Below are 26,420 nucleotides of genomic sequence, written 5' to 3'. Positions count from 1 at the left end.
AACCACTACTCGTTTGTTTCAGACAAAAAAAGAAGCCCAATGGCAAATGGACTTCTTTTTGTCTGATCAACTTTTACAGTGTTCGATCATATTCACGATTGCAGAACATATTTACTTGTTTTCCAAGGGGTTATTCGTCAGCACCAGGTACGAAACTCAGCTCCCAATGGATGGTTCCTTGATAACTTGTTGCTTGTGGCCTCGCGCCAATAGGGATTTCCAGCTCGACACTTTTTTGCATGGTATGCTCGTTTCCATAGCGTTGAATCCAAGTTCCCGCCCCTTGCTTTTCATTGGCACGTGCAATCACTTGGTTCTGCGGTCCCAGCTCAATTGCTTCAAAGTAGTCTGGTGCTTCAGAGGGATTTTCTCTAGAGGTAACCATTTCAATATTATTCAAATGCACACTCGCTCCTTTTAAGTTGTGCTTAAACGCATCCGTGCTAACGAACCCTTCCTCAGATAAACGGGCACTCAAGGTCCAGCCATTTGGGAGAAATCGACGATCGGAAACCTGAATATAGTTTGGTCGTTCGGTTGATTCATAATCATCCACTGAAGAAATTCGTTGCGAACGCGCCGGATAGCGGCTTGTCGACGAGCGAATCGGTACTGTACCAAAATCGAATTGTGAAACAAAGTCTATGCTGACAAACCCGCGATTTTCTGGTATCAATGGTGGATTTTCAGGAAGAATCGGTTGATCAGGATCAAGGGGATCTTTTGGGTCAACGTCACCAATGGGTTCCACAGTGGTTGATGCTTCTGCCCATTTACCATCAAGAAATGCCTGTGCGGTGACCACCTCACCTTGTGTAAAATACTGGAAAGGTTCTAAATCAGATAGATCAAGTAAATAGTGCCCGTTTTCATCCGCTTGTGTGTGAAAATACCCGCTATTGCCAGCACTATCGACTGTCGTTTCAAGCGTCGGTTCTGGCATCAGCCCCTCTCTTTGAAATCGAAGGTAGCTACCAGGATTGGCAGTTCCCGAAATCGTATAGGCATTAGGTAAGGTTCTATCTTCTGTCAAAGGATCGATGGTCACCGTGATGTCTGGTATTCTCTCAAATAATAGACGTTGTGAACGAGAAGCAAACTGCGCGGCAACCCCTCGACTTGTGTCCTCATTCAGTGAAGATACATTGGTCACATTGGTATTGGTTCCTGAAATCGCCGCAGTCATGGACAGAATCGGTTGCCACTGAAAATCAGATGGGTCTCCTGTATTTCCATGCCGCCACTGGCGAATCGCCTGGTTCTTTGCAGTGATTCCTCCCCCTTCAATTAGACCATTTGTTGTGGTCGTTATTGGGCGGGTTCTTTGCAAATTGACACGCTTGGCATCGTCGATCGTCAATCTTGCGGGATTGTTGGCACCACTAAAGAAAAGTAGGCGTTGGACAGGTTGAGGGCTGTCCGAACGAATATCTAAGGTAGCATCTTTGCCAACATTGAGATTGCCAGTCGTGCCAGAGAAGTGGAAGATATTTGCGGTTGTATTTTGATTTGTTGCTTCAACCTCTAAGGTGCTGCTGTCTTCTAAGGTTACATGAGTATTGGCACTCAACCAGAAAATATGACTATACAATGTTCGGTTTGCAGCAGTAACCGACAAGCGACTTTTTTCCATTAAGCGAATATCATGAGGCGTGCCTGATGTGATGACTGCCGGACTGTTGTTTTGTGTATTTAATGCCAATTCCGCACCTTTTCCTAACTCAATGCGTCCATTGCCAGCGACAAACCGAATATTGGCACCACCTGCTTCACCAGCTGAACCGTTGGCATTTAATGAGAGTCGGGCATTATCCCCTAGTACGAGACGCGCATTCGTATTATAAAAATCAAGATTTCCTGAGCTGATCGTCGACATTTCGACGTTTGCTCCCTCACGAAGTTCTATTTGGTTGATTTCAAAATTCGCTTGGATGTTCGAGTGAATCATCCAAGAAGCATTGAAGTCTGATGTATATCTAGGCGTTTGGTGTGAAACCGAATGTCCAGAAAAGCTTGCTCGAGAGTGCAAACCGTAAAACAACTGATTGCCAGTATGGTTGAGATTGTGGTACCGAATGATTGAACGCTGCTGATTTGTCATGTTCAAATCATGGTATTCAATTGCCCCCCAAAAGTTTCCATGGTAGAGTTCCAAATTTTGCAAGGTAATGTCCCATGGGGAATCAGGATTGACACTCGAATCGCGGAAACAGATCGCAACGGCTCTAAGATCCATCTGATAGGTGTCGAGACCATCAATGATTAACGTTCTTGAAACTCTCGAGGCATTGATATAAACATAGGCTAATCCGCCATTAGGATTGGCGCTGCTGCTCCAGCCGTCAATTCCCGTAATACCTAAACGAGGATTATCGTTCGTTTGAAAACTGGCTGTCAAATAAATATAATTGACCGTCGGATCGACCATTGCAGCCATAAATTCGACCCAGTTAGCAACCCCTCTCTTTTTTACGTCGTCGCCTAAAAGATACAGATTGCCAGGATCAGAATCTGATGCCTCAGGAAGCTGGCTTTCTATTTCCTTCTCTTCTGCTACTTGATCCTCTTGATCCAATTGATCAGTGGAGTCACTCGAATCAGTTTGGTCATCCTCTTGTGTATCCGTAGGGTTTGTCTCCCGTGCTTCTTTTATCTCAAGTATTATCATTGATTCTGCTACCTCAAATGGAAACGACCCTGCTGTATCAACTACCACTGGAACCAAGAAATCACTTCTAGGGGTATCGGTCGTTAGTTTCCACCCATTCTCTTCAGTGGTTGGTGTAATTTTGACTCCCTTTGGCAACTCCTCTTCAGCAATAACCGCAGATTGCGGCAATCGGATCGCTATTTCATTAATGGGACGGTCCGTATGAAATGCGACTAGCAACATGTCTCCTACAGTCCCAGCTTTCGTTGATTCATCAAAATAAATGGCAACTCTTTCCTCGGCTTCTTTCTCTCGTATCGGTTCAAATGCTTCACTCGCAACCGTGTCTTCCTCCAGCTGAGCAGCAAAGAAAATGTTTGAAGAAAACACACTCATGGTTGAAAAAAAGTAGAGTCCTCCAAGTAAGCCAATAATGATAGTGAAATATACCTTTCTCTTTTTCTTGTTCATTTGTTGATGCCCCACCTTTCAGCGTATCTTTCCCTTGAAATCGATCATGGATCAGTCCTTCCCAAAGAGCAGCTTTAGCCATCAGGACGCTTGCTTCCCTTTTTCAATTACAGCTGATTAGAAAACCACAATCCTGTTACCGTTTGACCTGCCATCGATTTTAAATGACAAAAGAAATCGCCAATTAAAATAACAAACATTATAAATAACGATGGTTTTGATCGTTTCACTTTATTCTATAGCCCACGCTATCGCTTAGTAAAATCAGAATATTCCTCAGCCGGTGAAAAATGTAATTCGACTAAGCATTTTGTGAAATCGGCAGTTTCGGCACACAAAAAAAACAGCTAGATGTTAGCCATCTAGCTGAAATCATTCATCGTTATGATCAAAGGACCACTTCTATTAAGAGTAACTGTCACTACTATTTAGAACGAAAATAGCCATTTGAAGATTCTTCTTGTTGATCGTCTTCAATCATTCCTTTTAATGATCGATCTAAAACGGAACGTTTTTTCTCACCATTTTTTTTGTTATTGGCGCGAAACTCACTGCGCGTCATCCCAACAGAGGGATGGCGATTGAATTTTTTGACGGTTGGATCATTTTCTTCTTTGACTTGATAAGCTGCTGGTTCCGTATCAAACAACAAATAACTTTCTTGTTTTTTTGCCATTGCATCCATCAAATCGTTCGGCGTAATTTCAGGTTTTTGCTCATCTGGAATAATTGATGCAGGAATATATTTAGGTACGAAGTAAGAGCGCCCCGAATATTCTTTTTTCGAAGAAACAGGAACCTCAGCTTTTTCCTTCTTACTGGTCACTTGATAAGAAGAATGGTTCGCCTCTTTGCCAAAAAAATTGGTTTTTCCTGTTGGCATCTGTTCTTTCACCGGACGTTTTCCGTACTGAGGCAAGTTGGCACGGTGATTGGCAAGCTCTTCTTTTTGACGAACATTGTGCCCCCGATCGCGTTGGCTGGACTGCACTTTACGCTGCAAAGATTGATTTTCTTCCTTGTGAGAATGACTCACGGAATCTTTGATTTCGGTTAAAATCCAATCATCTGCTTTACTGAATGCGGGGCGATGCTCGGATTGCAGCTTCACACCATCTGTATCATCATAAGCAGGAAAACGGAAGTGTTTTCGTTTCACATCTAAATAATTTGCCACTGTACTCATCCTCTTACATGCATTTTTTTCATCATACCATAAATTAAGGAGAATTTCACGAAAGACTACACCATTTCAGATGAGGACACTTCAGCTAAATTCGGCTGGAGGCACCGTCTCAGTCAAGCTTGCTGCATTCGGTTCTTTGACATGGGCAAATAATGGATCGATCTGCCAAATATCTGCAGCATAATTTCGCACCGTTTCATCTGCCGAAAATTTGCCTGCATTCGCAATATTCATTAGGCTGACTTTACGCCAGCGCTGCGTATCCTGATAGGCACTATCTACCCGATGCTGCGCGTCACAATAGGCATGAAAATCCTTTAATAAAAAGTATTCATCATTGTATTTCAAAAGGGAATCAAAGATTTCTCGACCTTCTACTTGAATATTGGGGATCGTCCCATCAATAAAGGCATTGACCACCCGTTGCAAGACTGGATCTGACTCATAGTAGGTGTAAGCAGAATAATTATGCTGGGCGTAATACTGATACACTTCTTCTTCCGTCAACCCAAAGATCGCAATGTTTTCATCACCGATCGCATCTCGAATCTCAATATTGGCACCATCTAAAGTCGCAATCGTTACTGCCCCATTTAGCATCAACTTCATATTGCTTGTCCCTGACGCTTCCTTAGAGGCCAATGAGATTTGTTCACTGACATCCGCTGCTGGAATGATTTTTTCTGCTAATGAAACGTTGTAATTTTCTAAAAATACAACCTTGATTTTATCATTGATGGTTTCATCATGATTGATCAGATTCGCCACTTCATTGATTACTTTAATGATCGATTTTGCGTAGTGATAGCTTGGTGCGGCTTTGGCACCAAAAATAAAGACTCTTGGATGAAACGCTGCAGTCGGATCTTCTTTAACCTCAAAGTAGAGCTTCAAGATATGCATTAGATTCAGCAGTTGTCGTTTGTACGCATGCAGGCGTTTGATCTGCACATCAAAAATTGCCGTTGGATCTACTGTAATGCCCGTTGCTTTTTGAATGTACTTTGCCAGTGCACGCTTGTTACTCATTTTTGCGTCGGCAATTTGTTGCAGAACGGTTTCGTCCTCATAATAATTTTTGAGCAACTGCAGATCCAAGGGGTCATTGCGCCAACTCGTGCCGATCGACTGATCCAGCACTTTGGCTAATGGTTGATTGGCTAGCTGAAGCCAGCGCCGTTGTGCGATACCGTTGGTCTTATTGTTGAAACGGGCAGGATAAATGAGATAGAAGTCATGGAGTACCACTGATTTTAGTAAATCAGAATGGAGCTTGGCTACCCCATTGACACTATGGCTGCCGATGATGGCGAGATGTGCCATATGGACTTGATCATCAATAATGATTTGCGTCCGATCCAGTAAGGCTTGCGGATGGACCCCTTGCATTCCTTCGACAAAGCGCCGATCAATTTCTTTAATGATCTGATCCATTCTCGGCAAAACTTCTTCAATCATGCGAACTGGCCATTTTTCTAAGGCTTCCGCCATGATCGTATGGTTCGTATAACTCATGACTTTCACGGTGATCGCCCACGCTTGTTCCCAAGCAAGGCCTTCTTCATCAACTAAAATACGCATCAGTTCTGGGACACAAAGTGCTGGGTGCGTGTCGTTGATATGGATTGCTACTCGTTCACTGAGCATTGCTAAAGGCAGATTCGATTTTTTATAATAGCGAATGATACTTTGAATGCCTGCAGAAACAAAAAAGTATTCTTGCATCAATCGTGTGCGTTTGCCGATCTCGTTTGAGTCATCTGGATATAAAACAGCAGTCAAATTTTCTAAAGCTTGCCGTGATTCCAATGTCGCATAATGCGCCTCATCTTCAGCAGGTACTTCGACACTCCACAAGCGCAGTGTGTTGATGTGTTGATTCTGATAGCCAACCATCGCGGTGTCATACGGAACTGCCCGCCAGGTAAAGCCACCTTCATAGACCGGTGCTAGTTTTCCGTCCTCTCCCGTAACGAGATAGACCTGCCCACCAAATCGAATAGGCACCGCTTTGCTTTCTTTGCGGACTTCCCAGACATTCCCAGAGCGTAACCAATCATCTGGTAATTCTACTTGATGGCCGTCAATAAATTTTTGTTTAAATAATCCATAGCGATAGCGAATCCCGTTCCCATTTCCCGGCAAGCTTAATGAAGCCAGGGAATCCATAAAACAAGATGCCAAACGACCGAGGCCCCCGTTGCCTAAAGCCATGTCTTTTTCTGTATCCGCAACGTCATCAAGGGAAACGCCTAACTCTTCAAAAACGGCTTTGGCCTGCTCCAACAGCTGCATATTCAACAAATTGCTTTTTAACATTTTGCCAGGCAAAAATTCGATTGAAAAATAGTACGCTTGTTTTTGATCCTCCAACAAGAGATTTTTTCTGGTTTGACGCCAGTCTTCTGAATACATTTGCTTCACCACATTGGCTAGTGCTTGAAACAATTCCTGCGGTGAAGCTTCATCCATTTCAATCGCAAAGAGTTCATGAACACTGATTTCTAGCAGTTCACGCAATCGTTCTTTTGTCATAGGGTTACACTCCTTTTTGCATTCAATTTATAAAAAAGAAGAATCCTTGCCGCCAAAATTGCTAGTCATACAACTAGCAGTTCTGTTGCAGACAAGGATTCTTCTGTCTTAAAACAATCAAACTTTGATAGTATTATACAACTGGATATAAAGATCTGAACTTTGATTCCAGCTGAAATCTTTTTCCATTGCTTGCTTGACCAATACGGTCCACGTTTCCTGATCGGATTGATACAATTCGATCCCTTGTTTCAAAGCATTCATCAAGTAGAATGGTGAAAACTCTTGAAAGCCAAAGCCGGTACCTTGTTTCGTGATCGGATTATAGGAATCTACCGTATCTTTCAAGCCACCGATTTCGTGAACGACCGGTAATGTACCATAACGCATCGCGATCATCTGTGACAGTCCGCATGGTTCGAAGGCGGAAGGCATCAAGAAAAGATCCGCTGCTGCGTATAACTTTTGCGCCAATGCAATATCAAAAGAAATCGCAGCAGCACATTTATCAGGATATTTCTGAGCAAAATAGCGAAAACCTTCTTCAAAATCATGTTCGCCAGTCCCTAGTAAGATGAACTGAACATCAAATTGCAAGAGATTTTCCATTTCTTCAAGGACCAAATGGAACCCTTTTTGAGTGGTCAAACGGCTAACAACAGAAATCAATGGGACATCTTTACGGGTAGGCAAACCAAACTGTTCTTGTAGCGCTCGCTTGTTTTGCGCTTTACCAGACAAGTCCTCTTGATTGAAAGAGTAGTCCAAATGAGGATCGGTTTCTGGATCGTTCATTTCATAATCAATTCCGTTTAAGATGCCACTGAGTTTGCCGCTTTCCATGCGTAAAATGACTTCAAGCCCACAGCCGAACTCAGAGGTTTTGATTTCTTCACTATAGGAAGGACTGACCGTCGTGATACGGTCAGCATACAAGATTCCAGCTTTCATAAAGTTCAAACAATCGTTTAAACGTAGCGTGCCATCATCGTATCTCTCAGTCCCCATCCCAAAAAGATCTGGTAAAATATCGCGACTATACCACCCTTGAAACCCAATGTTATGGATCGTCAAAACGGTGCGTATGTTTTGATACGCTTGAATCCAATGATATTTCTCTTTGATCAAGAAGGGAATCATCGCCGTATGGTAATCATTGACATGCACGATGTCTGGAATAAATTCAATGCGTTCCATCATTTCGATCACGGCTAATTGGAAGAAAGCAAAGCGTTCCCCATCATCATAAAAATCATAGAGCCGTTCGCGACCAAAATAATAGAGATTGTCTATGAAATAATAGGTCACAGAGCCTAGAACTAATTTTTTGATCCCACAATATTGCTTGCGCCAGCCGACCGCTACTTCAAAGGAAAAACAATCTTCCATTTGCTCTTGGTATTCAGCAGGCATTTTCGTGAAATAGGGTAAGACGACCACTGTCTCGACGCCTTTTTTGACCAACTCTTTTGGCAATGCCCCTGCAACATCCCCTAATCCGCCTGTTTTAAAAAATGGGGCGCATTCCGCTGCTGTAAACAGAACCTTCATGCGCTTGCCCCTCCAATAACGTCTTGGGTGACATGAGAATTTTTCTTAATGACGATTGGCGTTTCTTTGGTTCCTTGCACTTTGACACCTTCTGCGATGGTCACATTTTTATCTAGGATCGCATAAGAGACTTCGGCACCTGCTTTGATCTCATTATTTCCGAAGATGATCGCTCCTTTGACTTTTGCTTCGGGATGGATCTTCGTGCGGCGGGCAACCAGTGACTGTTCGACCGTTCCTTCCACGATGCAGCCAGAAGCAAAGTGGCTATTTTTCACGTCAGATGTTTCCGAATAATACGTTGGCACTTCGTTTTTCAGTTTGGTATAGATCTTTTGATTCGAATAAAGCAACGACGTAAATTTATGCACATCGAGCATGTCCATATTTGTTTGATAATAAGAAGAGATATCATAAATGTTACTTAAGTAACCAGTGTATTCATATAGACCGGTATTTTCAACAGCGATCATTTCTCGTAAAAATTGACCGAGGTCTGCCGTTGCGCCAACTTTTTGCCCCTCTTTAAGAGCCGTGATCAGGCGATCTGTTTGAATGATAAAAATATCCGTACATAAGTTGACAAGGTCACTGACCTCACCTTTTTTCGCTTGGATCGCTTCTTCTAAGTGACCTTCACTGTCTACATTGAACAACAGATCACTTTCGCAAATATTGTCACTGCTGATGCGTTTGTACACAACGGTCATTTCATTGCCTTGTAGCTGATGGATTTTCAGCAAGGCACGTAAATCAATGTTGCATAAGACTTTGCTGCCCATAAATACGGTATGATCCGATTTGGATTTTTCCAAATAGTCGATGACATTATAGTAATACTCTTGTCCTTCTGCTTGCTTTTTCAATGAGTCTTGGAACAGGTGAATAAAGAAACGGTTTTGTACGCCGTCCAAGTTCCACTCTTTTCCGCCACCGATATGATCGAAGACCGACTGCGTTTCTCCTTCATTGAAAATCATATAGACTTGTTTGATATTGGCATTTTCGATACTTGAAAGATTGAAATCTAACAAGCGATACTTGCAGTCAAACAATAAGGTCGACAGCGGACGGTTTTCTGTTAATGGCATCAAGTCTTGGTATCGTTGCAGATTCCCTAAAATCGCACACATTTTATTAGTTCTCATCAATCGTCACCCCTAAAATTTCAGAATAGCCGACTACGGCAATTTCGTCTGTTCCATCGATCTCTGCGTCGTCACCGATCACTGCATTTTCCCCAACGATCACTCGGTTTAATTTAACATTTCTACCGATCACCGCTCCAGGCATGATCACGCTGTCCTTGATCGTCGATCCTTCTTTCACCTGTACGTTTTCTGATAAAATACTGTGCTCGATTTCCCCTGCAACATAACAGCCATCCATCACGAGAGAGTTTCTCGCAGCCCCAGTCTCAGTCACAAAATGTGGTGGTGCGATTGGGTTTTTAGAAAATACTTGCCAACTTTTATCCCGAATATTCAACTCCATTGCTGGATCAATAAATTCCATATTGGCTTCCCACAATGAATCGATCGTTCCTACGTCTTTCCAATAGCCAGAGAAGCGATAGGCAAAAACGTTGTCGCCGCTTTCGAGATAAGAAGGAATGACATGTTTCCCAAAATCGACCATTTCGCCGTCTTTTGTATAGTTACTCAACAGCATACTGCGCAGACGACTCCAATCGAAAATATAGATCCCCATTGAAGCGAGATTGCTCTTTGGTTCGGCTGGTTTTTCATCAAATTCGATGATACGGTCATTTTTATCGGTGTTCATGATTCCGAAACGCGAGGCATCTTTCATCGGTACTTCGAGAACTGCAACCGTCAATGAAGCATCATTTTCTTTGTGTTTTTCCAGCATTTCTTCATAATCCATTTTGTAGATATGGTCGCCTGATAAAATCAAGACATATTGCGGGTCCATCTCATCGATATAAGCGATGTTTTGATAGATCGCATGGGCAGTTCCTTCAAACCATTTTTCGCCTTCTGAATTTGAATATGGTTGTAAGATCGTCACACCGGTACTGATTCCATCCAATCCCCAGCTCGCACCATTTCCGATATGGTTGTTTAGTGCTAATGGCTGGTACTGAGTGACAACACCCACATTTTTGATTCCTGAATTGACACAATTACTCAACGTGAAATCGATGATCCGATATCTACCACCAAATGGAACCGCTGGTTTAGCAATATTCTTTGTTAATTTTCCTAATCGAGTCCCTTGTCCCCCTGCGAGGATCATTGCTAACATCTCTGTTTTCATTTTGTTTGGTGATCTACTCACCGTTCCCCCTCTACTCTTTTTTTTGTACTTTCTTTACTGCTTTTTTTCGAGTCATTTTGATTTTTTCTGGTTTGATGATTAAAGCCCCAAGTGCAGGCAAAATTGTTTTGATTTGATAGTCGTATTGCTTAAAAGGGGTATTACTGGTCTGACAGTCTGGGTTATTCGCCACCCAAGTTCCGCCAAATACATCCCGTTCCGTGTTTAAAATCTCGCGATACGTTCCTTCGTATGGCACGCCGATCGCAAAATCGTGACGCTCCACTGGTGTCAGATTGACAACCACGATCAAGAAGTCTTTTTTCGTTTTTCCTTGTCGTAAGAAAGTCAATGTCGTTTCATCTAAGTTGTCTGCATCGATCACCATCAATGAATCTTCTTGATCATCCAATTCCCAAAGGGCTCGTTCTTCTTTGTATAATTCATTCAAGGTCTGGGTGAAGAACTGCATTTTTGCATTGAATGCGTCGTTTAAATCGACCCATTCAAGACCATGATCATATTTCCATTCTAAAAACTGTCCCCATTCACTACCCATGAATAACAGTTTTTTCCCTGGATGCATCATCATGTACGTATAGAGATTTCGTAGTTGTGAAAACTGTTTGTAGCGGTCTCCCCACATTTTGTGCATCAAACTTTTTTTGCCATGAACCACTTCGTCATGGGAGAGTGGCAAGATATAATTTTCTTGCATCCGATACATGAAAGAAAAAGATAAAAGACTTAGATGATCTTTACGGAAAATCGGGTCCATTTCGTAAAAACGCAGGACATCATTCATCCAGCCCATATTCCATTTGTAGTCAAACCCGAGAGCGCCTCCTTCGACCATTCCTGTTATTTTGGTCTCGGAAGTACTTTCCTCTGCAATCATGACAACTGCAGGATGGGCTAACTTGATGACTGAATTGAGCTTTTGTAAGAAATAGTACCCTTCAAAATTCCGATTGCCCCCTTCGTGATTCGGTTCCCATGGACCTTCATCATAATCGCGATAGATCATGTTGGAAACGGCATCTACCCGAATACCATCAATGTGGTAAAATTCGATCCAGAACAATGCACTTGAGATCAGAAAGCTTTGGACTTGCGGTTTGCCTAGATCAAAGTTGATCGCACCCCAGCGAACATTTTTCGCACGGTTTTCATCCATGTATTCAAAGGTCGGCGTGCCATCATAATAGGCAAGACTGTCATCATTGACACAAAAATGTCCTGGCACCCAATCAACGAAGACACCTATATTTTCCAAATGACAAGCCTCTACAAAGTCTTGAAACTCTTCTGGTGTCCCATAATAGGAGCTAAGTGCAAAGTAACCAGTCAATTGATAGCCCCAGGAGGTTCCTAAGGGATGTTCCATCAAAGGCATAAATTCGATATGGGTGTAGCCCATTTTTTTCACGTAAGGAATAAGTTCATCTTTTAATTTGGAGAAGCGATAAGGGGTGCCATCTTCGTGGTGCTTCCAGGAGCTGGCATGAACTTCATAAATATTAAGAGGTCGATTAAAAGTTTTTTGTCTTTTTTTCCGTCCTTGCCATAACCCATCCCGCCATTTTTTTTGTGGGATCGAATGCAACACGGCAGCAGTTCCTGGTCGAGCTTCGAAATGGACAGCAAAAGGATCGATCTTCAATACTTCTCGTCCATTTGCTTGTTTTACTTTGTATTTGTAAAGCTGTCCTTCTTTTACTTGATTGGTCTCAATTTCCCAAACACCGGATTCTGCCCTTTTGTTCATCGGCAAGGTGTCCGTCCATTGGTTGAAGTCGCCAACAAGCCAAACTTGCTGAGCATTTGGTGCCCAAACGCGAAACACGTAGCCATCATCTACTTGATGGGCGCCTAAGAAATGCTGTACATAAAAATTTTCACCACTCAGAAAGTCTTTTTCCGCAGTCAGTACCTGTTGTTTGGTAACCACTCTCTCATCAGTCCTCCTCAAATTCATTTTGATCGCTGACTGAAATGCCAACGACCTTGTTACGCTCTTTCATCTTTTAGAAATCGTTTCAAATCAACTACATCTCTCTATCTAGCATAGCATAAAACACTGCGCTAGTAACGCAATAACCCTAGTTGCCAACAAATAATCTTTGACAGAAAAAAACAGCTTGAACGTATCTGTTCAACCTGTTTCAGCTCTACTTTTTAGCTTTTGGAAAATGAAGTATGTGACTACACTTAACTGAAACAAACTTGCCAAAAACAGGATGAAAACAACCATCACCGGAAGTGTCTCAGTTAATTCAACATATGCCAGCAGTGTCCCAAATGCAGAAGAGGCGGAGCAAAAACACCAGAATCGAAACCCATAAAAACTCGTCACTACGGTATAAAGACTAATGATCCCCAGTAAGAAAAACTGAGTAAACCGGTCAAATACCGTGTCGGTATAATAAATTTCACCTAACATGACTTGGATCGTACCAAAACTAGTTGGTACTTTATAAAGCGTCAGCAATGCACCGATCAAACTGAATGCACCAATCAAAAGATGACTGCCAGCTAAGCTGATTCGAATGTTTAGTTTCACGCGTCCTTCACAACCTTCAATCTTCGATCCTTTTATGAAAACAACTGCTTCAACAGCCGTTTTCTTTCTTCGCTAGAGCCGAAATCATCTTCTATTATTTTGCCTGCCAAAGCACTTTTACTTGTCCGTCAGTGTAAACTTTATAGGCTTTATTTACAGCAAATGATTTACCAGTGTGACCAATCAAGTAATAATTCCCATCACAGTCAAACTCAGTCTCACTCAATAGTTTATAACTCGTTACAGGACCATCAGCCATTTTCTTTGCTAAGTAACGCATGGCATGAGCTGGATTCACTAGATAGTTTTGCTTGACTAGCCAATCAATGATCACGGAAACGATCGTATTTGCCCCAAACCGTTCCTTTTGTTTTAACGCAAGAATGAGATCGCCATCAGAAAAACGCGTTTCATCGATCCCCGCTTTTGTAATTGCTTGTCGAGCAGCTTCTATTTCTGACATTGATACGAACGTAATCATTTCTGCTTTCGTTTTGTTTTGTTCCAACTGTTCAAAATCAACCGTTTTATATCCTTCCATTTTTATATCCCCTTTCAAAGTTCTAGAATCATCATATCATCAAGAAATCAAAACTCCAAACAAAACGATTGTTGTTTTTTAATTTTTATTCATCAAATTATCATTTGAAGAAATAAAAAAAAAGCTGCTAGAATCGAATCTAGCAGCTTTTAAATAGTTAGAAAATTTAAAACAAATAACATAATTATTAGAAATTCTAATTATTATTGAAATAAAGCGCATTGTATGAACCTGATTTTTTTGCCAAGTGAGCAATCACAAGCCGTTGGACGAACAGATCCTTTTCAGAAGTCTGATAACGACCGTTTTTTAGATTATCACAATTTATTTCTTCCAGCAAGAAATCTACCTCGGAACTAACGATTTTCAACTGTTGAAGTGATTCCAGAAAAATACTCGGACGGACTTTTTTGTTTTTACGAATGCGTTCAAGGATCACACTCACTTGGTCTAAGTAATAGACTGGATCGACATCACCGATCAAATCCATTAATTCATCATAGATCGCAAGAGTACGCAACTGTTCATTCGCTTCAAAAAAAGCCGGCAGTGTCGGTGGCCACTGTGTTTCTGAGTAAGAGATCAACTGAAACTGTTCATGGCTCAATGCATAGACCGCTCCTTGTTCAACCCCTTGCAGACAACCATAAAAGTATTTATTTTCAACACTTGACGAAGCAAAGCTTTTGATAAACCCAGCGATTTCTTGTGTTGACCAATTGCGCGCAGCTTGATAGAAATCATCACTTACTTGTATCTGCTGTTGATCATGTTCAGTATAGATGGGAAAGCCTAAATAATAGCGTCGTTCTTGACGGATGATCAACTTTTCTGCGATCAAGCGGTCAAGAATTTTATCAAATGAACCATCTGTAAACTTCGCTTTTAACGCTCGTAGTGTCGGCGGCTCTTGGCTATTTAATAGCTCCTCTACCAATTCATGGAATTTCGAAGATTCCAGTATCGGTTGCAATGAGCGAAAGTGGGGACTATAAAAAAATTTCACTGCGTGTACTCCTTATCCAAACAATCATGAAAAATGCTGGCTTGATCTACCAAAACAGATCTCACCAGCATTCAGACAGTTAGCTTAATTATCCTTCAAAAACCTCTGTTAATTGAGGTACGATTTGTTTTTTACGAGAAACGACACCAGGTAAAAACGCACGATTGTTGGTTAATGTCGTTTTAAAGGCTGCTTCTACCGGGGCAGTTGGTTCACCAACGACTAGCAGCTCAGAATTACTATCTAAGATATCAGTGGCAACCAGCAAGAACAGATCATAGCCATTTGCTGCCATTGAATCCTTCATAGCCGCTTCCAACTCTGCTTGACGGTCAAAGACTTCTTTTAGATCAACCGTGTTGACTTGTCCGATACGGATGTTTTTAGCACCCATTGGGAAGCTTTTGGCATCTAGGTCCAGCAATTCTGCTGCTGATTTCGTTCCAAGATTCGTACCAGCTTTTAACATATCTAATCCATAGACTTCCAGTTCTACATCTGCTATAACGGCTAGTTCTTTGGCTGCTGTTACGTCTTCGTCGGTACATGTTGGTGATTTAAACAACAATGTATCAGAGATGATCGCTGAGAGCATGATTCCTGCGATCGCTTTTGGAATTTCCACTTGATTTTCTTTGTATATTTTCAACACGATCGTACTTGTACAACCGACCGGCTCTGCACGATAATACAGTGGATTTGCCGTTTCAAAGTTAGCGATACGATGATGATCAACTACTGCCAATACAGTGACATCCGTAATATCCGCTGCACTTTGTTGAAATTCATTATGATCCACTAACATTACTTCTTGGGTTTCCTTTGCCACTGAATCGATCACCCGAGGGGCAGTTAGGCCAAAGGTATCTAACGCAAATTGTGTCTCTTCATTCGGTGTACCAAGCGCTACTGCTTCACAATCTTTTCCAAGTTGATTTTGTAAATTTGCAAAGGCAATTGCTGCACCAATGGCGTCGGTATCAGGATTTTGATGACCGAATACTAATATTTTCGACATTTCTTCATCGCTCCTATTTCAATTGATATTCACTTTCTAATCATAGTAAAAAAACAGGAAAGAAGCAATAGCAATCTCTTCTTTCCTGTTTTGATCAACGGGTTAAGTAACCTTTATAGTCGTCTACATGAAGCAAACGCTTGGCATTTTTCACCCGATCTTCTGTTGGTGGTTCGATCCCTTCAAGGGGATATTTCAAACCAAGCTCATCCCACTTGTATTTCCCCATCGTGTGATAAGGCAAGATCTCTACTTTGTCGACATTCTTCAGTGTTTTGATAAACTCATCCAAACGGATCAAAAATTCATCATAGTCGCTTCTAAAAGGAACCAGCACGTGACGAATCCAGACAGGTTGATTGATCTCTGAAAGATAATTCGCCATATCCAAAATATTATCATTGGATTGAGTAGTTAGCTCTTTATGGGCTTTGTTATCGATGTGCTTGATATCAAACAATAACAAGTCAGTAACGGTCATCAGCTCTTGAAACTTGCTAAAAAATGGTTCTTCCCGTGTAAATGGTTTTCCACAAGTATCTAATGTCGTGCTGACACCTTCTGCTTTGGCTTTACGAAACAGATCGATCAGAAAGTCCATCTGAAGCAATGGTTCCCCACCACTGACGGTGATCCCACCTTTTTGTCCCCAGAATTCGCGATATTTCAATGCCTCTTCTAAGACATCATCAGTCGTTCGTTCGACACCGGTGCCAATCTTCCATGTATCTGGATTATGACAAAACTGGCAACGCATGCGGCATCCTTGCATGAATACAATAAAACGGATACCTGGTCCATCTACTGATCCAAAACTTTCTGTTGAATGTACTTGTCCTGTTACTGCCATAATGCTCTTCCTTTCTTCGAAACGACGGATGACCACGCTCCGTCTGATACTTTCAAAACAAGAGGCGGCGGATTTTCCCGTCCGCCGCCTGAAGTTGTTGCTTATTACATTGCTTCGTGCATTGTACGAGCAATCACGTCATCTTGTTGTTCTTTTGTTAATTTAATGAAGTTTACTGCATAGCCAGATACCCGAATCGTTAATTGTGGGTATTTTTCTGGGTGAGCTTGCGCATCAAGCAATGTGTCACGGTTAAATACGTTGATATTTAAGTGGTGACCACCTTTTGCTGCATAGCCATCTAGCATTGTTGCTAGGTTTTCTTGTTGTGTTTCGTCGTCACGTCCTAATGCTTTAGGTACGATTGAGAAGGTGTTTGAAATACCATCTAATGAGTAATCATATGGTAATTTCGCAACTGATGAAAGACTTGCCAAAGCACCATGCGTATCGCGACCATGCATTGGGTTTGCACCTGGAGCAAATGGTGCGCCTGCACGACGTCCATCAGGAGTGTTCCCTGTTTTCTTACCATAAACCACGTTAGAAGTGATAGTAAGGATCGACGTTGTGTGTTTTGAATCACGGTATGTTTTCGTGCGTTTTACTTTTTTCATGAAGGCTTTCAACAAGTTGACTGCGATATCATCTACGCGGTCATCATTGTTTCCGTATTTCGGATAATCGCCTTCGATTTCGTAATCTTCAACAATGCCGTTTTCATCACGGATCGTACGAACTTTGGCATATTTGATCGCTGATAATGAGTCAACTGCAACAGAGAAACCAGCGATACCAGTAGCCATCGTACGTAAAATGTCTGTATCTTGTAGCGCCATTTCAATGCGTTCATAAGAATATTTGTCGTGCATGTAATGAATGATGTTCAATGTGTTCACATACAGATCACAAATCCAGTCCATCATTGTGTCATATTTTTCCATTACTTCGTTGTAATCCAAGTATTCAGAAGTAATTGGTTGGAATTTTGGTCCAACTTGTGCTTTTGATTTTTCATCGACCCCACCGTTGATTGCATACAACAATGTTTTCGCTAAGTTGGCACGAGCACCAAAGAATTGCATTTGTTTCCCGATGCGCATTGCGGATACACAACAAGCGATTCCGTAGTCGTCGCCCCAATGTCCACGCATCACATCATCATTTTCATATTGAATCGCTGATGTTTGGATCGACATTTTCGCACAGAATGTTTTGAAGTTATGAGGCAAACGTGTTGACCATAAAACAGTCAAGTTTGGTTCTGGCGCTGGACCTAAGTTTGCTAAAGTGTGTAAGAAACGGAAGCTGTTTTTCGTTACCATGTGACGTCCGTCTTCACCCATACCAGCGATTGATTCAGTTACCCAAGTTGGGTCACCAGAGAACAGTGCGTTGTAATCAGGCGTCCGAGCAAATTTCACAAGACGTAGTTTCATGACGAAATGGTCAACGATTTCTTGTGCTTCTTCTTCAGTGATCACGCCATTTTTCAAATCGCGTTCAACATAAATATCAAGGAAAGTTGACGTACGTCCCAATGACATTGCTGCACCATTTTGCTCTTTGATAGCTGCTAAGTAACCAAGATATAACCATTGGAATGCTTCTTTCGCCGTTTGAGCAGGTTTAGAGATATCAAATCCGTAAATGTTTCCTAATTCTTTCAATTCGCTTAAAGCACGAATTTGTTCACTCAATTCTTCACGTTGGCGGATAATGTCTTCAGACATCGTTCCGTTTCCGCAATACAATAGGTCTTGTTGTTTTTCTTTGATCAAGAAGTCCACACCGTATAATGCCACACGACGGTAGTCACCAATGATTCGGCCACGGCCATAAGCATCAGGAAGACCTGTGATTACACCAGAACGGCGCGCTGCTCTGATTTCAGGTGTATAAGCATCAAAAACTCCTTGGTTATGTGTTTTACGGTAGTCACGGAAAATATGTGAGACTTCCGCATCAATTTCATAGCCGTAAGATTCTGCTGCTTGTTCTGACATGCGGATGCCGCCAAATGGTTGCAAGCTGCGTTTAAATGGTTTTTCCGTTTGGAAACCAACAACTGTTTCTAAGTCTTTGTCTAAGTAGCCAGGTCCATGAGAAGTGATCGTTGAAACGACTTTTGTATCCATATCCAATACGCCGCCAGCTTCACGCTCTTGCTTGTTCAGTTCCATGACTTGATCCCATAGCTTCGTCGTTGCTTCAGTAGCATCTGCTAGGAATTCATCTGTTCCGTCATAAGGTGTGTAGTTTTCTTGGATGAAGTCGCGTACGTTTACTTCTTCTTTCCAAGTTTTTCCTTTAAATCCATTCCATTGTTCCATTTGATGGACCTCCTTAAATTTTCTGTTCACTAATGTAACAGCTTTACGTGAACAGTATAACACACACCTTAATGATTGCAAGCATTTTCAAGAATTATTTTTAACAATTTATTCTTTTTTAAGATATTATTTACTAAAAACGTTGATTTATAAGTATTTATCAAATGTGAACCTTTTATTAAAGTACCTTTTTCGCGAATGTGAAAGATTAATTATAAGACAAAAAGCAACCATTCTGTACTGGTACAGAATGGTTGCTTTGTTATAATTTATAGTACAGAATCCTCTGCGATTGCAGGACTGATTTGAGTTTTCACTTCGTAGATTTGTCCCCCTGTTTTCTCATCCATGATAAATGAGCCGTTGGAGGTCCGATCATTGATCGGGATTTGATTGGTGATCACTTCAAAGGATTGTCCTTTTTGATTCGTCACTAGCAGTTGCTGATTTTCCCCACTGCCCATATAGACGACGCGATGAGGATTTTTCTTCAATTCCCGCAAGACCATCAATCCGCGCTTCGCCCGACCTAATTGGTTGATTTCTTGAGCCAACATTCGTTTTGCTGCGCCACGTTGGGTGATCAAAACGATCGGTGTATCCCCTTCTGAATAAACGAGCAACCCATTGATAAGATAATCATCCGCTTTAAGGTTCATCGCTTTGACCCCAGCTGCTTTTGGTCCCACAACAGGCACTTCATTAAGCGGGTAGCGTAAGCCAAAGGCAAGATGACTGACTAAGAATACATCCATTTCTTCCGTTTGATCCGTCAAAAAGACGTTGACCAATTCATCTGATTCATCTTTCAGCTTCATGATCGTCATCGGCCGTGTTTTATAGGTGCGCCAAGGTTCAAATTCCGTCATTCGTGTCTGTTTGATCATACCGTTTTTACTGATCAGTACGAAATTTTTCAATGGATCGATCTCTTTGTAGGCAAAGACCCCAATGATCATTTCATCTTGCGCCAGTGTCATGACTGTTTGCGAAATATGTTCCCCTAAATCTTTCCATTTTAAATCAGGTAATTCATGAACCGGTCGATAGATCGTGTTCCCTTTATTAGTAACCAACAATAGGTGATCCAACGTGTTCATTTGGTTACTGTAAAGTAAAGAGTCGCCTTCTTTCATGCCGATCTCTTCTGGTTTTGAAGCACCGTAAGAACGCAAGCTGCTGCGTTTGACATAGCCGTCTCTTGTGACCGTCACGACGACTTCTTCTTGCGCGACCAAGACTTGGGTTTCGATCTTGATTTCTTGAATTTCTGCTTCGATTTCAGTCAACCGAGGCGTCGTATATTTTTTCTTGATCTCTCGCAGTTCTTTCTTGATCACTTTCAGCAATTCATTTTCTTCATTCAGAATCGTTGTCAATTCAGCAATCGTTTCTGCAAGTTCTTTTGCTTCTGCTTGCAATTGAGTAATGTCCGTATTGGTCAAGCGGTACAACTGTAAGTTCACAATGGCTTCTGCTTGCTCTTCCGTAAAACCGTGCTGAACAACCAGATTGTTTTTGGCATCTTTTTTGTCTTTACTGCCGCGAATGGTGGCGATCACTTCATCAAGAATCGATAAAGCTTTGATTAACCCATCGACGATATGCTGTCTCTTTTGGGCTTTTTGCAGTTCAAAACGACTGCGTTTTTCGATTACTTCACGCCGATGCTTGATGTAGCTTTCTAAAATCCGTTTCAAACCGACTTGTTGGGGGCGCATATTGTCGATAGCCACCATGTTGAAGTTGTAGTTGATCTGCAATTCGGTATTCTTAAATAAATAATTTAAAATCCCTTGCGCATTTGCTTCTTTTTTCAGCTCGACAACAATCTGTAGTCCAGTACGATCTGTTTCATCTCGTACTTCAGCAATCCCATCAATGCGTTTATTCAAACGGATCTCATCCATTTTTTTGACTAAGTTGGCTTTATTGACCTCATATGGGATCTCATTGATGACGATTTGCTGTTTGCCGCCTTTGATGTCTTCGATCTTGGTTTTCGAACGCAGAATCACTTTGCCCTTGCCTGTTTCATACGCTTTTTTGATTTCTTCTTTCCCTTGTAAAATGCCCCCTGTTGGAAAATCAGGGCCAGGAATGTACTTCATCAGCTGATCCAAAGAAGCTTGCGGATGGTCGATCAAATAGATCGTTCCATCGATGATTTCCCCTAAATTGTGGGTAGGGATCTCTGTTGCATAGCCAGCTGAGATCCCAGTTGAGCCATTGACTAACAGATTCGGGTATTTTGCTGGTAGAACAGTTGGTTCTTTTTCAGTATCATCAAAGTTCCAAACCAATTCGACGGTGTTTTTTTCAATATCTTTTAATAGCTCACCACTTAATTCTGAAAGCCGTGCTTCCGTATAACGCATGGCAGCTGGCGGATCACCATCCATACTCCCGTTGTTCCCGTGCATTTCAATCAAAATCTGACGTAGCTTCCAGTCTTGACTCATGCGGACCATTGCTTCATAGATACTCGAGTCGCCATGGGGGTGAAAATTCCCCATGATATTTCCGACAGATTTTGCTGATTTGCGGAAGCCTTTGTCATACGTATTGCCGTCTTGGTTCATGGCAAATAAAATCCGCCGCTGAACCGGTTTTAACCCATCACGAATATCTGGCAATGCCCGTTCTTGAATAATGTATTTGGAATATCGACCGAAGCGATCTCCCATCACTTCTTCCAATGTCAATTCTTGTATATTGCTTCTGTGTTCCAAGAGACCACCTCCTATTCCTTAACTAACTGTTTGCTGTCTGCTTGTTCGGTATCCATTAACTTTTCATCAACTAATTCCGGTACCGTATCTTCTTTTTTATCCAAAATACTGCCATCTTCTTCTAAACTGAATTGAACATGGCTTTCAATCCACTTCCGTCGAGGTTCTACCTTGTCCCCCATCAAAGTGGTGACGCGACGTTCTGCTTGGGCAGCATCATCGATCCGTACCCGAATCAGCGTCCGCGTTTCTGGATCCATCGTCGTTTCCCACAATTGATCGGCATTCATTTCCCCTAACCCTTTGTAGCGCTGAAGCATATAGCCTTTGCCGATTTTTTGGGTCAGTTTGCTTAGTTCATCATCGGTCCAAGCGTATTCGACTACTGCTTTTTTCCCTAACCCTTTTGACACTTTGTACAGAGGCGGCAAAGCAATGTATACTTTCCCCGCTTCGATCAAAGGTTTCATATACCGGTAGAAAAAGGTTAAAAGCAGCACTTGGATGTGCGCCCCATCGGTATCCGCATCGGTCATGATGATCACTTTATCATAGTTGCAGTCTTCAATTGAAAACTCTGGGCCAACACCGGCACCGATAGTATAGATCATCGTATTGATCTCTTCATTTTTCAAAATATCCTGCATCTTGGCTTTTTCAGTATTGATGACTTTGCCTCGCAATGGCAAGATGGCTTGGAACTTGCGGTCTCGTCCTTGCTTTGCTGAACCACCCGCAGAATCCCCCTCCACCAAATACAATTCATTCTTCTTAGGATTACGAGACTGAGCAGGTGTTAATTTACCAGAAAGCAGTGACTCGCCTTTTTTGCGTTTCTTTCCAGTACGGCTTTCTTCTCTCGCCTTTCTGGCAGCTTCACGGGCCTCTCTTGCCTTGATCGCTTTACGAACCAGCATTTGACTCATTTCACTGTTTTCTTGTAGATAATAGCCTAGCTGCTCACCAATCACATTGTCTACCGCATTTCTTGCTAAGGGTGTCCCTAATTTCCCTTTGGTCTGTCCTTCAAATTGCAAAAGATTTTCTGGCACGCGGATCGACAGAACTGCCGCTAACCCTTCACGGAAATCACTGCCTTCAAGGTTCTTATCTTTTTCCTTCAACAAATTGACCTTGCGGGCATACTCATTGAAGGCTTTGGTCATTGACGTCTTCATCCCAACTTCATGGGTACCGCCATCTTTGGTACGTACATTGTTGACAAAGGACAAGACGTTTTCTGAATACCCATCATTGTATTGAAAGGCAAGCTCTACTTCGATGGCTTCTTTCGTGCCAGAAAAATAAACCACTTGGGTCAAGGTATCTTTTTCTTCATTTAAATAATCAACAAATTCTTTGATGCCTTCCTCATATAAAAAGACTTCATGAATCGGTTCTTCCCCACGTTCGTCCGTCAGGGAGATTTTGACCCCTTTCAACAAGAACGCTGATTCTCTCAAACGTTCAGCGAGAATCTCATAGGAGAATTTGGTTGCAGAAAAGATTGTATCGTCTGGTTTGAACGTAACGGTTGTTCCCGTTGGTTTACGGGTTTTGCCGATTTTTTTCAAAGTACCTGCTGGTTTCCCGCCGTCTTTGAAGCTCTGTTTGTATTCGATACCGTCTCGAACGATGACCACTTCTAGCCAGCTGGATAAGGCATTTACAACACTGGCACCAACCCCATGAAGGCCGCCAGAAGTTTTGTAGCCGCCTTGGCCAAACTTTCCGCCAGCATGTAACACGGTGAAGATCACTTCAACAGTTGGGATTCCAGATGCATGTGTCCCGACCGGCATTCCCCGACCATTGTCTCGAACACTGATACTATTGTCTTTATGGATCGTAACATCGATTTCATTGCCGTATCCTGAGAGTGCCTCATCAACCGCATTATCGACGATTTCATACACTAAGTGGTGCAAGCCGCGGCTATCGGTCGAGCCGATATACATTCCTGGTCGTTTTCTTACTGCTTCCAGACCCTCTAAGACCTGAATGGAAGCATCATTATATTCTGTGGTTTTCTTTGCCAAACCCACCGCTCCTTTAATCTTGATCAGTCCTTTTCTAATGCTGAAAGGACTGCAAAAAAAATCTTAACACAAAATACGCTTTTTTCAAGCGAACATTTTTCTAAACTATCTTATCCTTTTTCCTTTGTTTGCACAAGCTAGAGTCGCAAAATGGCTTGTTTGTGTTTCACAGCTCTGAGAAAAGCTGTTTTTCTTCTTTGTCTGACCAGCGAAAGATTTTCTTATTGTTGGAAAGGCGTTTTCATGCTAAAATTGCCATAGCCTTGCAAAGAAAGTTGGTTATTATGAATACGATTCTTTTATTTATTGTTGCTTACCTTTTAGGTTCGATCCCCTCTGGTGTTTGGATTGGCCAACTGTTTTTCAAAAAAGATATTCGCCAATTCGGCAGCGGCAATACGGGAACGACCAATACATTTCGCGTCTTAGGAAAAAAAGCCGGCATCGTTGTTTTATTGATGGATATCTTAAAAGGAACTTTGGCGACCAGCTTGCCAGTCATCTTTGGTCTCCATACTGTCAATCCGCTCTGGTTTGGGGTCTGTGCGATCTTAGGTCATACCTTCCCGATCTTTGCCAAATTTAAAGGCGGCAAAGCAGTGGCGACAAGTGCTGGGATGCTCTTAGGATACAATCCGCTCTTTTTCATTTATTCTTCATTGATTTTCGTTATCTGTCTTTATGTGACAAGTATGGTGAGCCTGACCAGTATGATCGCGGCGTGTTTGATCACCTTATCGACGATCGTCTTGCCTTTTATCGCACCTGCGATCTTGCCTGAGCAAAATTGGCTGCTGACCTTCATTGCGATCGGCGTAACGATTTTTATCTTTATTCGCCATCGTGAAAACATTACCCGCATCAAAGATGGGACCGAAAGTCGGGTACCCTTTGGACTGAATAAGGGTCAAACGAACAAATAAGCAGAAGCTGAGAAAAGTCATTGCGCTTTTCCCAGCTTCTTTTTTCATACGTTTATTTAACTGTAATGGAATACTTTGTTTCAAATAGTTCGTCAGGTGGAAGTGCTTGAATCCCCAGCTTTTCTGACAGCTCACCGGAGGCTTCTAGCGTATCTGCGATGCCGCACCATGGTTCAATACATAGAAATGGCGATTTCACTGGATACGTGGACCAAAAACCGACATACGGCATATTATTGTAGCTTAACGTGACACTATGAGGCGATTTTTCACTGCGAATCGAGTAGGAATGTAATCCTTTCGTTTCATAAACTAACGCATCATTTGCAAACATGTCATGGGTCAAGCGTAGATCCGTATTCGTTTGACCGAGTGTGCGTTGCTCATAATCAATATAATTGCCTTTTAACGGCAATTTCACCCGTGATTTCTTTGGAGAAAAAGAAAGATAATAGTCTTCAAAAGTCAGCCCTTTTTCAAGTGGGACGTTGAATGCAGGGTGTCCACCAATGGAGAAATAGAGTTCTTTTTGACCGCTATTCTTCACTTGGTATTTGACGACTAAGCCATCACCGCCTAATTCATAACTGACATACAGCTGAAAATCAAACGGATACTTTGCTTTGGTTTCAGTCGAACTTTCTAGTAAAAACAAAGCGTAATCTGTGCGTTGTTCAACGACAGTAAATAACATGTCTCTGGCAAATCCATGACGAGGCAAATGATAACTCTTGCCCTCATGTTGATAGGTGTCCTCTTTTAACGCACCCACGATCGGAAATAAGATCGGTGCATGCTTTCCCCAGTGGTTTGGATCAGCTTGCCAAATATATTCAAGGTCATTGCTCGTATCGACTAAGCTTTGCAGCTCAGCCCCTTTTTCCGCAATTTTTGCTTGCAGATGACCGGCCGTGATGGTAACTGTCATGGTCTCATCTCCTAATATTGATGTTTCGTCAATTCCTCTTTAAAGCGGCTGTTAAGCACTTTTAAATAGGTGCCTTTCATCCCCAAAGAGCGGGATTCAATAATACCGGCAGACTCTAATTTACGCAAAGCGTTCACGATCACCGAACGGGTGATGCCGATACGGTCAGCGATACTTGATGCGGTCAAACGACCTTCGTCTCCTTCTAATGCCTCAAAAATAGCTTGAACAGCTTTTAGCTCACTATAAGAAAGCGTGTTGATCGCCATTTGAACAGCTGTGGTACTGCGAACATCTTCTTCGATACTACGGGATTTTTGGTACAAGAATTGCATACCAACAACTGTCGCACTATATTCCGCTAATACCAAATCATCATCATCAAAGGATGTATCGATTCTGGAAAGAATGATCGTCCCTAAGCGTTCTCCTGCACCGTAGATTGGTACGATGGTTGTTAGTCCGTTGGGATACAGCTCTCGGCCTTCCACAGGAAAAGCCGTCATATCGTCACTGATCGGCACATTGGCTTCTGTGGAAGTCAGGTGATCGACTAAATCTGTATAATTTTTAGGAAACTGTTTTTCGACAAACATTTTTTTGATGCGCTCATTATTGACATCATGGTTCTCAACAAAACCTAACACGCTGCCGTCGACGCTAATAATATACGCATTGCTGTCTAGGATGTTTCCTAAAATGACAGCCATTTTGTCGTAAGGCAAATCAGAAGCTAAATTAAAGGTGTTTTTTTGCTGCAATAATTCGTTGATTTGTCTTGTCTTTTCTAATAATGTTTTCATTGGTCCGCTCC

18 protein-coding genes are annotated in these 26,420 nt (G+C 42.1%); 1 reads left to right on the top strand and 17 read right to left on the bottom strand.

Annotated features, from left to right (window positions below; translation table 11 throughout):
* Positions 1-130: 130 nt before the first annotated feature.
* The 15 genes from ECA1_RS08480 to parE form a co-directional block, all read right to left on the bottom strand.
* Entirely contained in the window at positions 131-3,121 is a 2,991-nt protein-coding gene (locus ECA1_RS08480; RefSeq protein ID WP_060792231.1) for a WxL domain-containing protein, read from the bottom strand.
* A gap of 424 nt (positions 3,122-3,545) precedes the next feature.
* Complete coding sequence (locus tag ECA1_RS08475) at positions 3,546-4,307, bottom strand: hypothetical protein (protein ID WP_005229660.1); 762 nt, start codon at positions 4,305-4,307, stop codon at positions 3,546-3,548.
* An 81-nt stretch (positions 4,308-4,388) separates the two neighbouring features.
* Positions 4,389-6,842 carry a glycogen/starch/alpha-glucan phosphorylase gene (locus ECA1_RS08470; protein WP_060792230.1) on the bottom strand — a complete coding sequence of 818 codons (2,454 nt, stop codon included), beginning with the start codon at positions 6,840-6,842 and terminating at the stop codon, positions 4,389-4,391.
* Positions 6,843-6,959: 117 nt separating this feature from the next.
* A complete protein-coding gene (gene glgA / locus ECA1_RS08465) occupies positions 6,960-8,393 on the bottom strand; it encodes a glycogen synthase GlgA (RefSeq protein WP_060792229.1) in 1,434 nt (477 codons plus the stop codon).
* Positions 8,390-9,541 (bottom strand): glucose-1-phosphate adenylyltransferase subunit GlgD, encoded by a 1,152-nt coding sequence (gene glgD, locus ECA1_RS08460; RefSeq protein WP_060792228.1) that lies wholly within the window; start codon positions 9,539-9,541, stop codon positions 8,390-8,392. The genes glgA and glgD overlap by 4 nt, the downstream gene beginning before the upstream one ends.
* Positions 9,531-10,673 carry a glucose-1-phosphate adenylyltransferase gene (locus ECA1_RS08455; RefSeq protein ID WP_016610807.1) on the bottom strand — a complete coding sequence of 381 codons (1,143 nt, stop codon included), beginning with the start codon at positions 10,671-10,673 and terminating at the stop codon, positions 9,531-9,533. The genes glgD and ECA1_RS08455 overlap by 11 nt, the downstream gene beginning before the upstream one ends.
* 31 nt (positions 10,674-10,704) lie before the next feature.
* The gene (glgB, locus tag ECA1_RS08450) at positions 10,705-12,651 is read right to left on the bottom strand and encodes a 1,4-alpha-glucan branching protein GlgB (protein ID WP_060792264.1); all 1,947 of its coding nucleotides are present in this window, start codon (positions 12,649-12,651) and stop codon (positions 10,705-10,707) included.
* A gap of 177 nt (positions 12,652-12,828) precedes the next feature.
* Positions 12,829-13,236 (bottom strand): hypothetical protein, encoded by a 408-nt coding sequence (locus tag ECA1_RS08445; protein ID WP_060792227.1) that lies wholly within the window; start codon positions 13,234-13,236, stop codon positions 12,829-12,831.
* 94 nt (positions 13,237-13,330) lie between these two features.
* Positions 13,331-13,777, bottom strand: coding sequence for a hypothetical protein (locus ECA1_RS08440; RefSeq protein ID WP_060792226.1), 447 nt, complete (start codon positions 13,775-13,777; stop codon positions 13,331-13,333).
* A gap of 196 nt (positions 13,778-13,973) precedes the next feature.
* The gene (locus tag ECA1_RS08435) at positions 13,974-14,783 is read right to left on the bottom strand and encodes a DUF1803 domain-containing protein (protein WP_060792225.1); all 810 of its coding nucleotides are present in this window, start codon (positions 14,781-14,783) and stop codon (positions 13,974-13,976) included.
* An 88-nt stretch (positions 14,784-14,871) separates the two neighbouring features.
* The gene (locus tag ECA1_RS08430) at positions 14,872-15,801 is read right to left on the bottom strand and encodes a manganese-dependent inorganic pyrophosphatase (protein ID WP_060792224.1); all 930 of its coding nucleotides are present in this window, start codon (positions 15,799-15,801) and stop codon (positions 14,872-14,874) included.
* A 94-nt stretch (positions 15,802-15,895) separates the two neighbouring features.
* Entirely contained in the window at positions 15,896-16,651 is a 756-nt protein-coding gene (gene pflA, locus ECA1_RS08425; RefSeq protein ID WP_010749400.1) for a pyruvate formate-lyase-activating protein, read from the bottom strand.
* Positions 16,652-16,755: 104 nt separating this feature from the next.
* Positions 16,756-18,984: a formate C-acetyltransferase gene (gene pflB / locus ECA1_RS08420; protein ID WP_010749399.1), complete on the bottom strand. Its 2,229-nt coding sequence runs from the start codon at positions 18,982-18,984 to the stop codon at positions 16,756-16,758.
* 269 nt (positions 18,985-19,253) lie between these two features.
* Positions 19,254-21,716: a DNA topoisomerase IV subunit A gene (parC, locus tag ECA1_RS08415; RefSeq protein ID WP_060792223.1), complete on the bottom strand. Its 2,463-nt coding sequence runs from the start codon at positions 21,714-21,716 to the stop codon at positions 19,254-19,256.
* 11 nt (positions 21,717-21,727) lie between these two features.
* Positions 21,728-23,755, bottom strand: coding sequence for a DNA topoisomerase IV subunit B (gene parE / locus ECA1_RS08410; protein WP_010749397.1), 2,028 nt, complete (start codon positions 23,753-23,755; stop codon positions 21,728-21,730).
* A 284-nt stretch (positions 23,756-24,039) separates the two neighbouring features.
* Between parE and plsY the strand changes: the two genes are divergently transcribed.
* Positions 24,040-24,678, top strand: a complete 639-nt coding sequence (gene plsY / locus ECA1_RS08405; protein ID WP_015510003.1) for a glycerol-3-phosphate 1-O-acyltransferase PlsY — start codon at positions 24,040-24,042, stop codon at positions 24,676-24,678.
* A 52-nt stretch (positions 24,679-24,730) separates the two neighbouring features.
* Here plsY and ECA1_RS08400 read toward each other — a convergent pair whose 3' ends face one another.
* Together ECA1_RS08400 and codY are read right to left on the bottom strand one after the other, a co-directional pair.
* Positions 24,731-25,606: an aldose 1-epimerase family protein gene (locus tag ECA1_RS08400; RefSeq protein WP_060792222.1), complete on the bottom strand. Its 876-nt coding sequence runs from the start codon at positions 25,604-25,606 to the stop codon at positions 24,731-24,733.
* Positions 25,607-25,617: 11 nt separating this feature from the next.
* Positions 25,618-26,409: a GTP-sensing pleiotropic transcriptional regulator CodY gene (gene codY, locus ECA1_RS08395; RefSeq protein WP_005229632.1), complete on the bottom strand. Its 792-nt coding sequence runs from the start codon at positions 26,407-26,409 to the stop codon at positions 25,618-25,620.
* Positions 26,410-26,420 lie beyond the last annotated feature (11 nt).

Source organism: Enterococcus casseliflavus NBRC 100478 (assembly GCF_001544095.1).
Taxonomy (GTDB): Bacteria; Bacillota; Bacilli; order Lactobacillales; family Enterococcaceae; genus Enterococcus_D; species Enterococcus_D casseliflavus.
The sequence above is the reverse complement of the archived record's forward strand: the minus strand, read 5'-3'. Positions and strand labels throughout refer to the sequence as shown.

Bases quoted from the DNA above. Each gene is read 5' to 3' on its own strand.
- pflA (WP_010749400.1), bottom strand. From the start codon at position 16,651: ATGGCAGTAACAGGACAAGTACATTCAACAGAAAGTTTTGGATCAGTA.
- ECA1_RS08455 (WP_016610807.1), bottom strand. From the start codon at position 10,673: ATGAAAACAGAGATGTTAGCAATGATCCTCGCAGGGGGACAAGGGACT.
- ECA1_RS08440 (WP_060792226.1), bottom strand. From the start codon at position 13,777: ATGGAAGGATATAAAACGGTTGATTTTGAACAGTTGGAACAAAACAAA.
- codY (WP_005229632.1), bottom strand. From the start codon at position 26,409: ATGAAAACATTATTAGAAAAGACAAGACAAATCAACGAATTATTGCAG.
- pflB (WP_010749399.1), bottom strand. From the start codon at position 18,984: ATGGAACAATGGAATGGATTTAAAGGAAAAACTTGGAAAGAAGAAGTA.
- glgD (WP_060792228.1), bottom strand. From the start codon at position 9,541: ATGAGAACTAATAAAATGTGTGCGATTTTAGGGAATCTGCAACGATAC.
- ECA1_RS08480 (WP_060792231.1), bottom strand. From the start codon at position 3,121: ATGAACAAGAAAAAGAGAAAGGTATATTTCACTATCATTATTGGCTTA.
- ECA1_RS08430 (WP_060792224.1), bottom strand. From the start codon at position 15,801: ATGTCGAAAATATTAGTATTCGGTCATCAAAATCCTGATACCGACGCC.
- glgB (WP_060792264.1), bottom strand. From the start codon at position 12,651: ATGAATTTGAGGAGGACTGATGAGAGAGTGGTTACCAAACAACAGGTA.
- glgA (WP_060792229.1), bottom strand. From the start codon at position 8,393: ATGAAGGTTCTGTTTACAGCAGCGGAATGCGCCCCATTTTTTAAAACA.
- plsY (WP_015510003.1), top strand. From the start codon at position 24,040: ATGAATACGATTCTTTTATTTATTGTTGCTTACCTTTTAGGTTCGATC.
- ECA1_RS08470 (WP_060792230.1), bottom strand. From the start codon at position 6,842: ATGACAAAAGAACGATTGCGTGAACTGCTAGAAATCAGTGTTCATGAA.
- ECA1_RS08475 (WP_005229660.1), bottom strand. From the start codon at position 4,307: ATGAGTACAGTGGCAAATTATTTAGATGTGAAACGAAAACACTTCCGT.
- ECA1_RS08400 (WP_060792222.1), bottom strand. From the start codon at position 25,606: ATGACAGTTACCATCACGGCCGGTCATCTGCAAGCAAAAATTGCGGAA.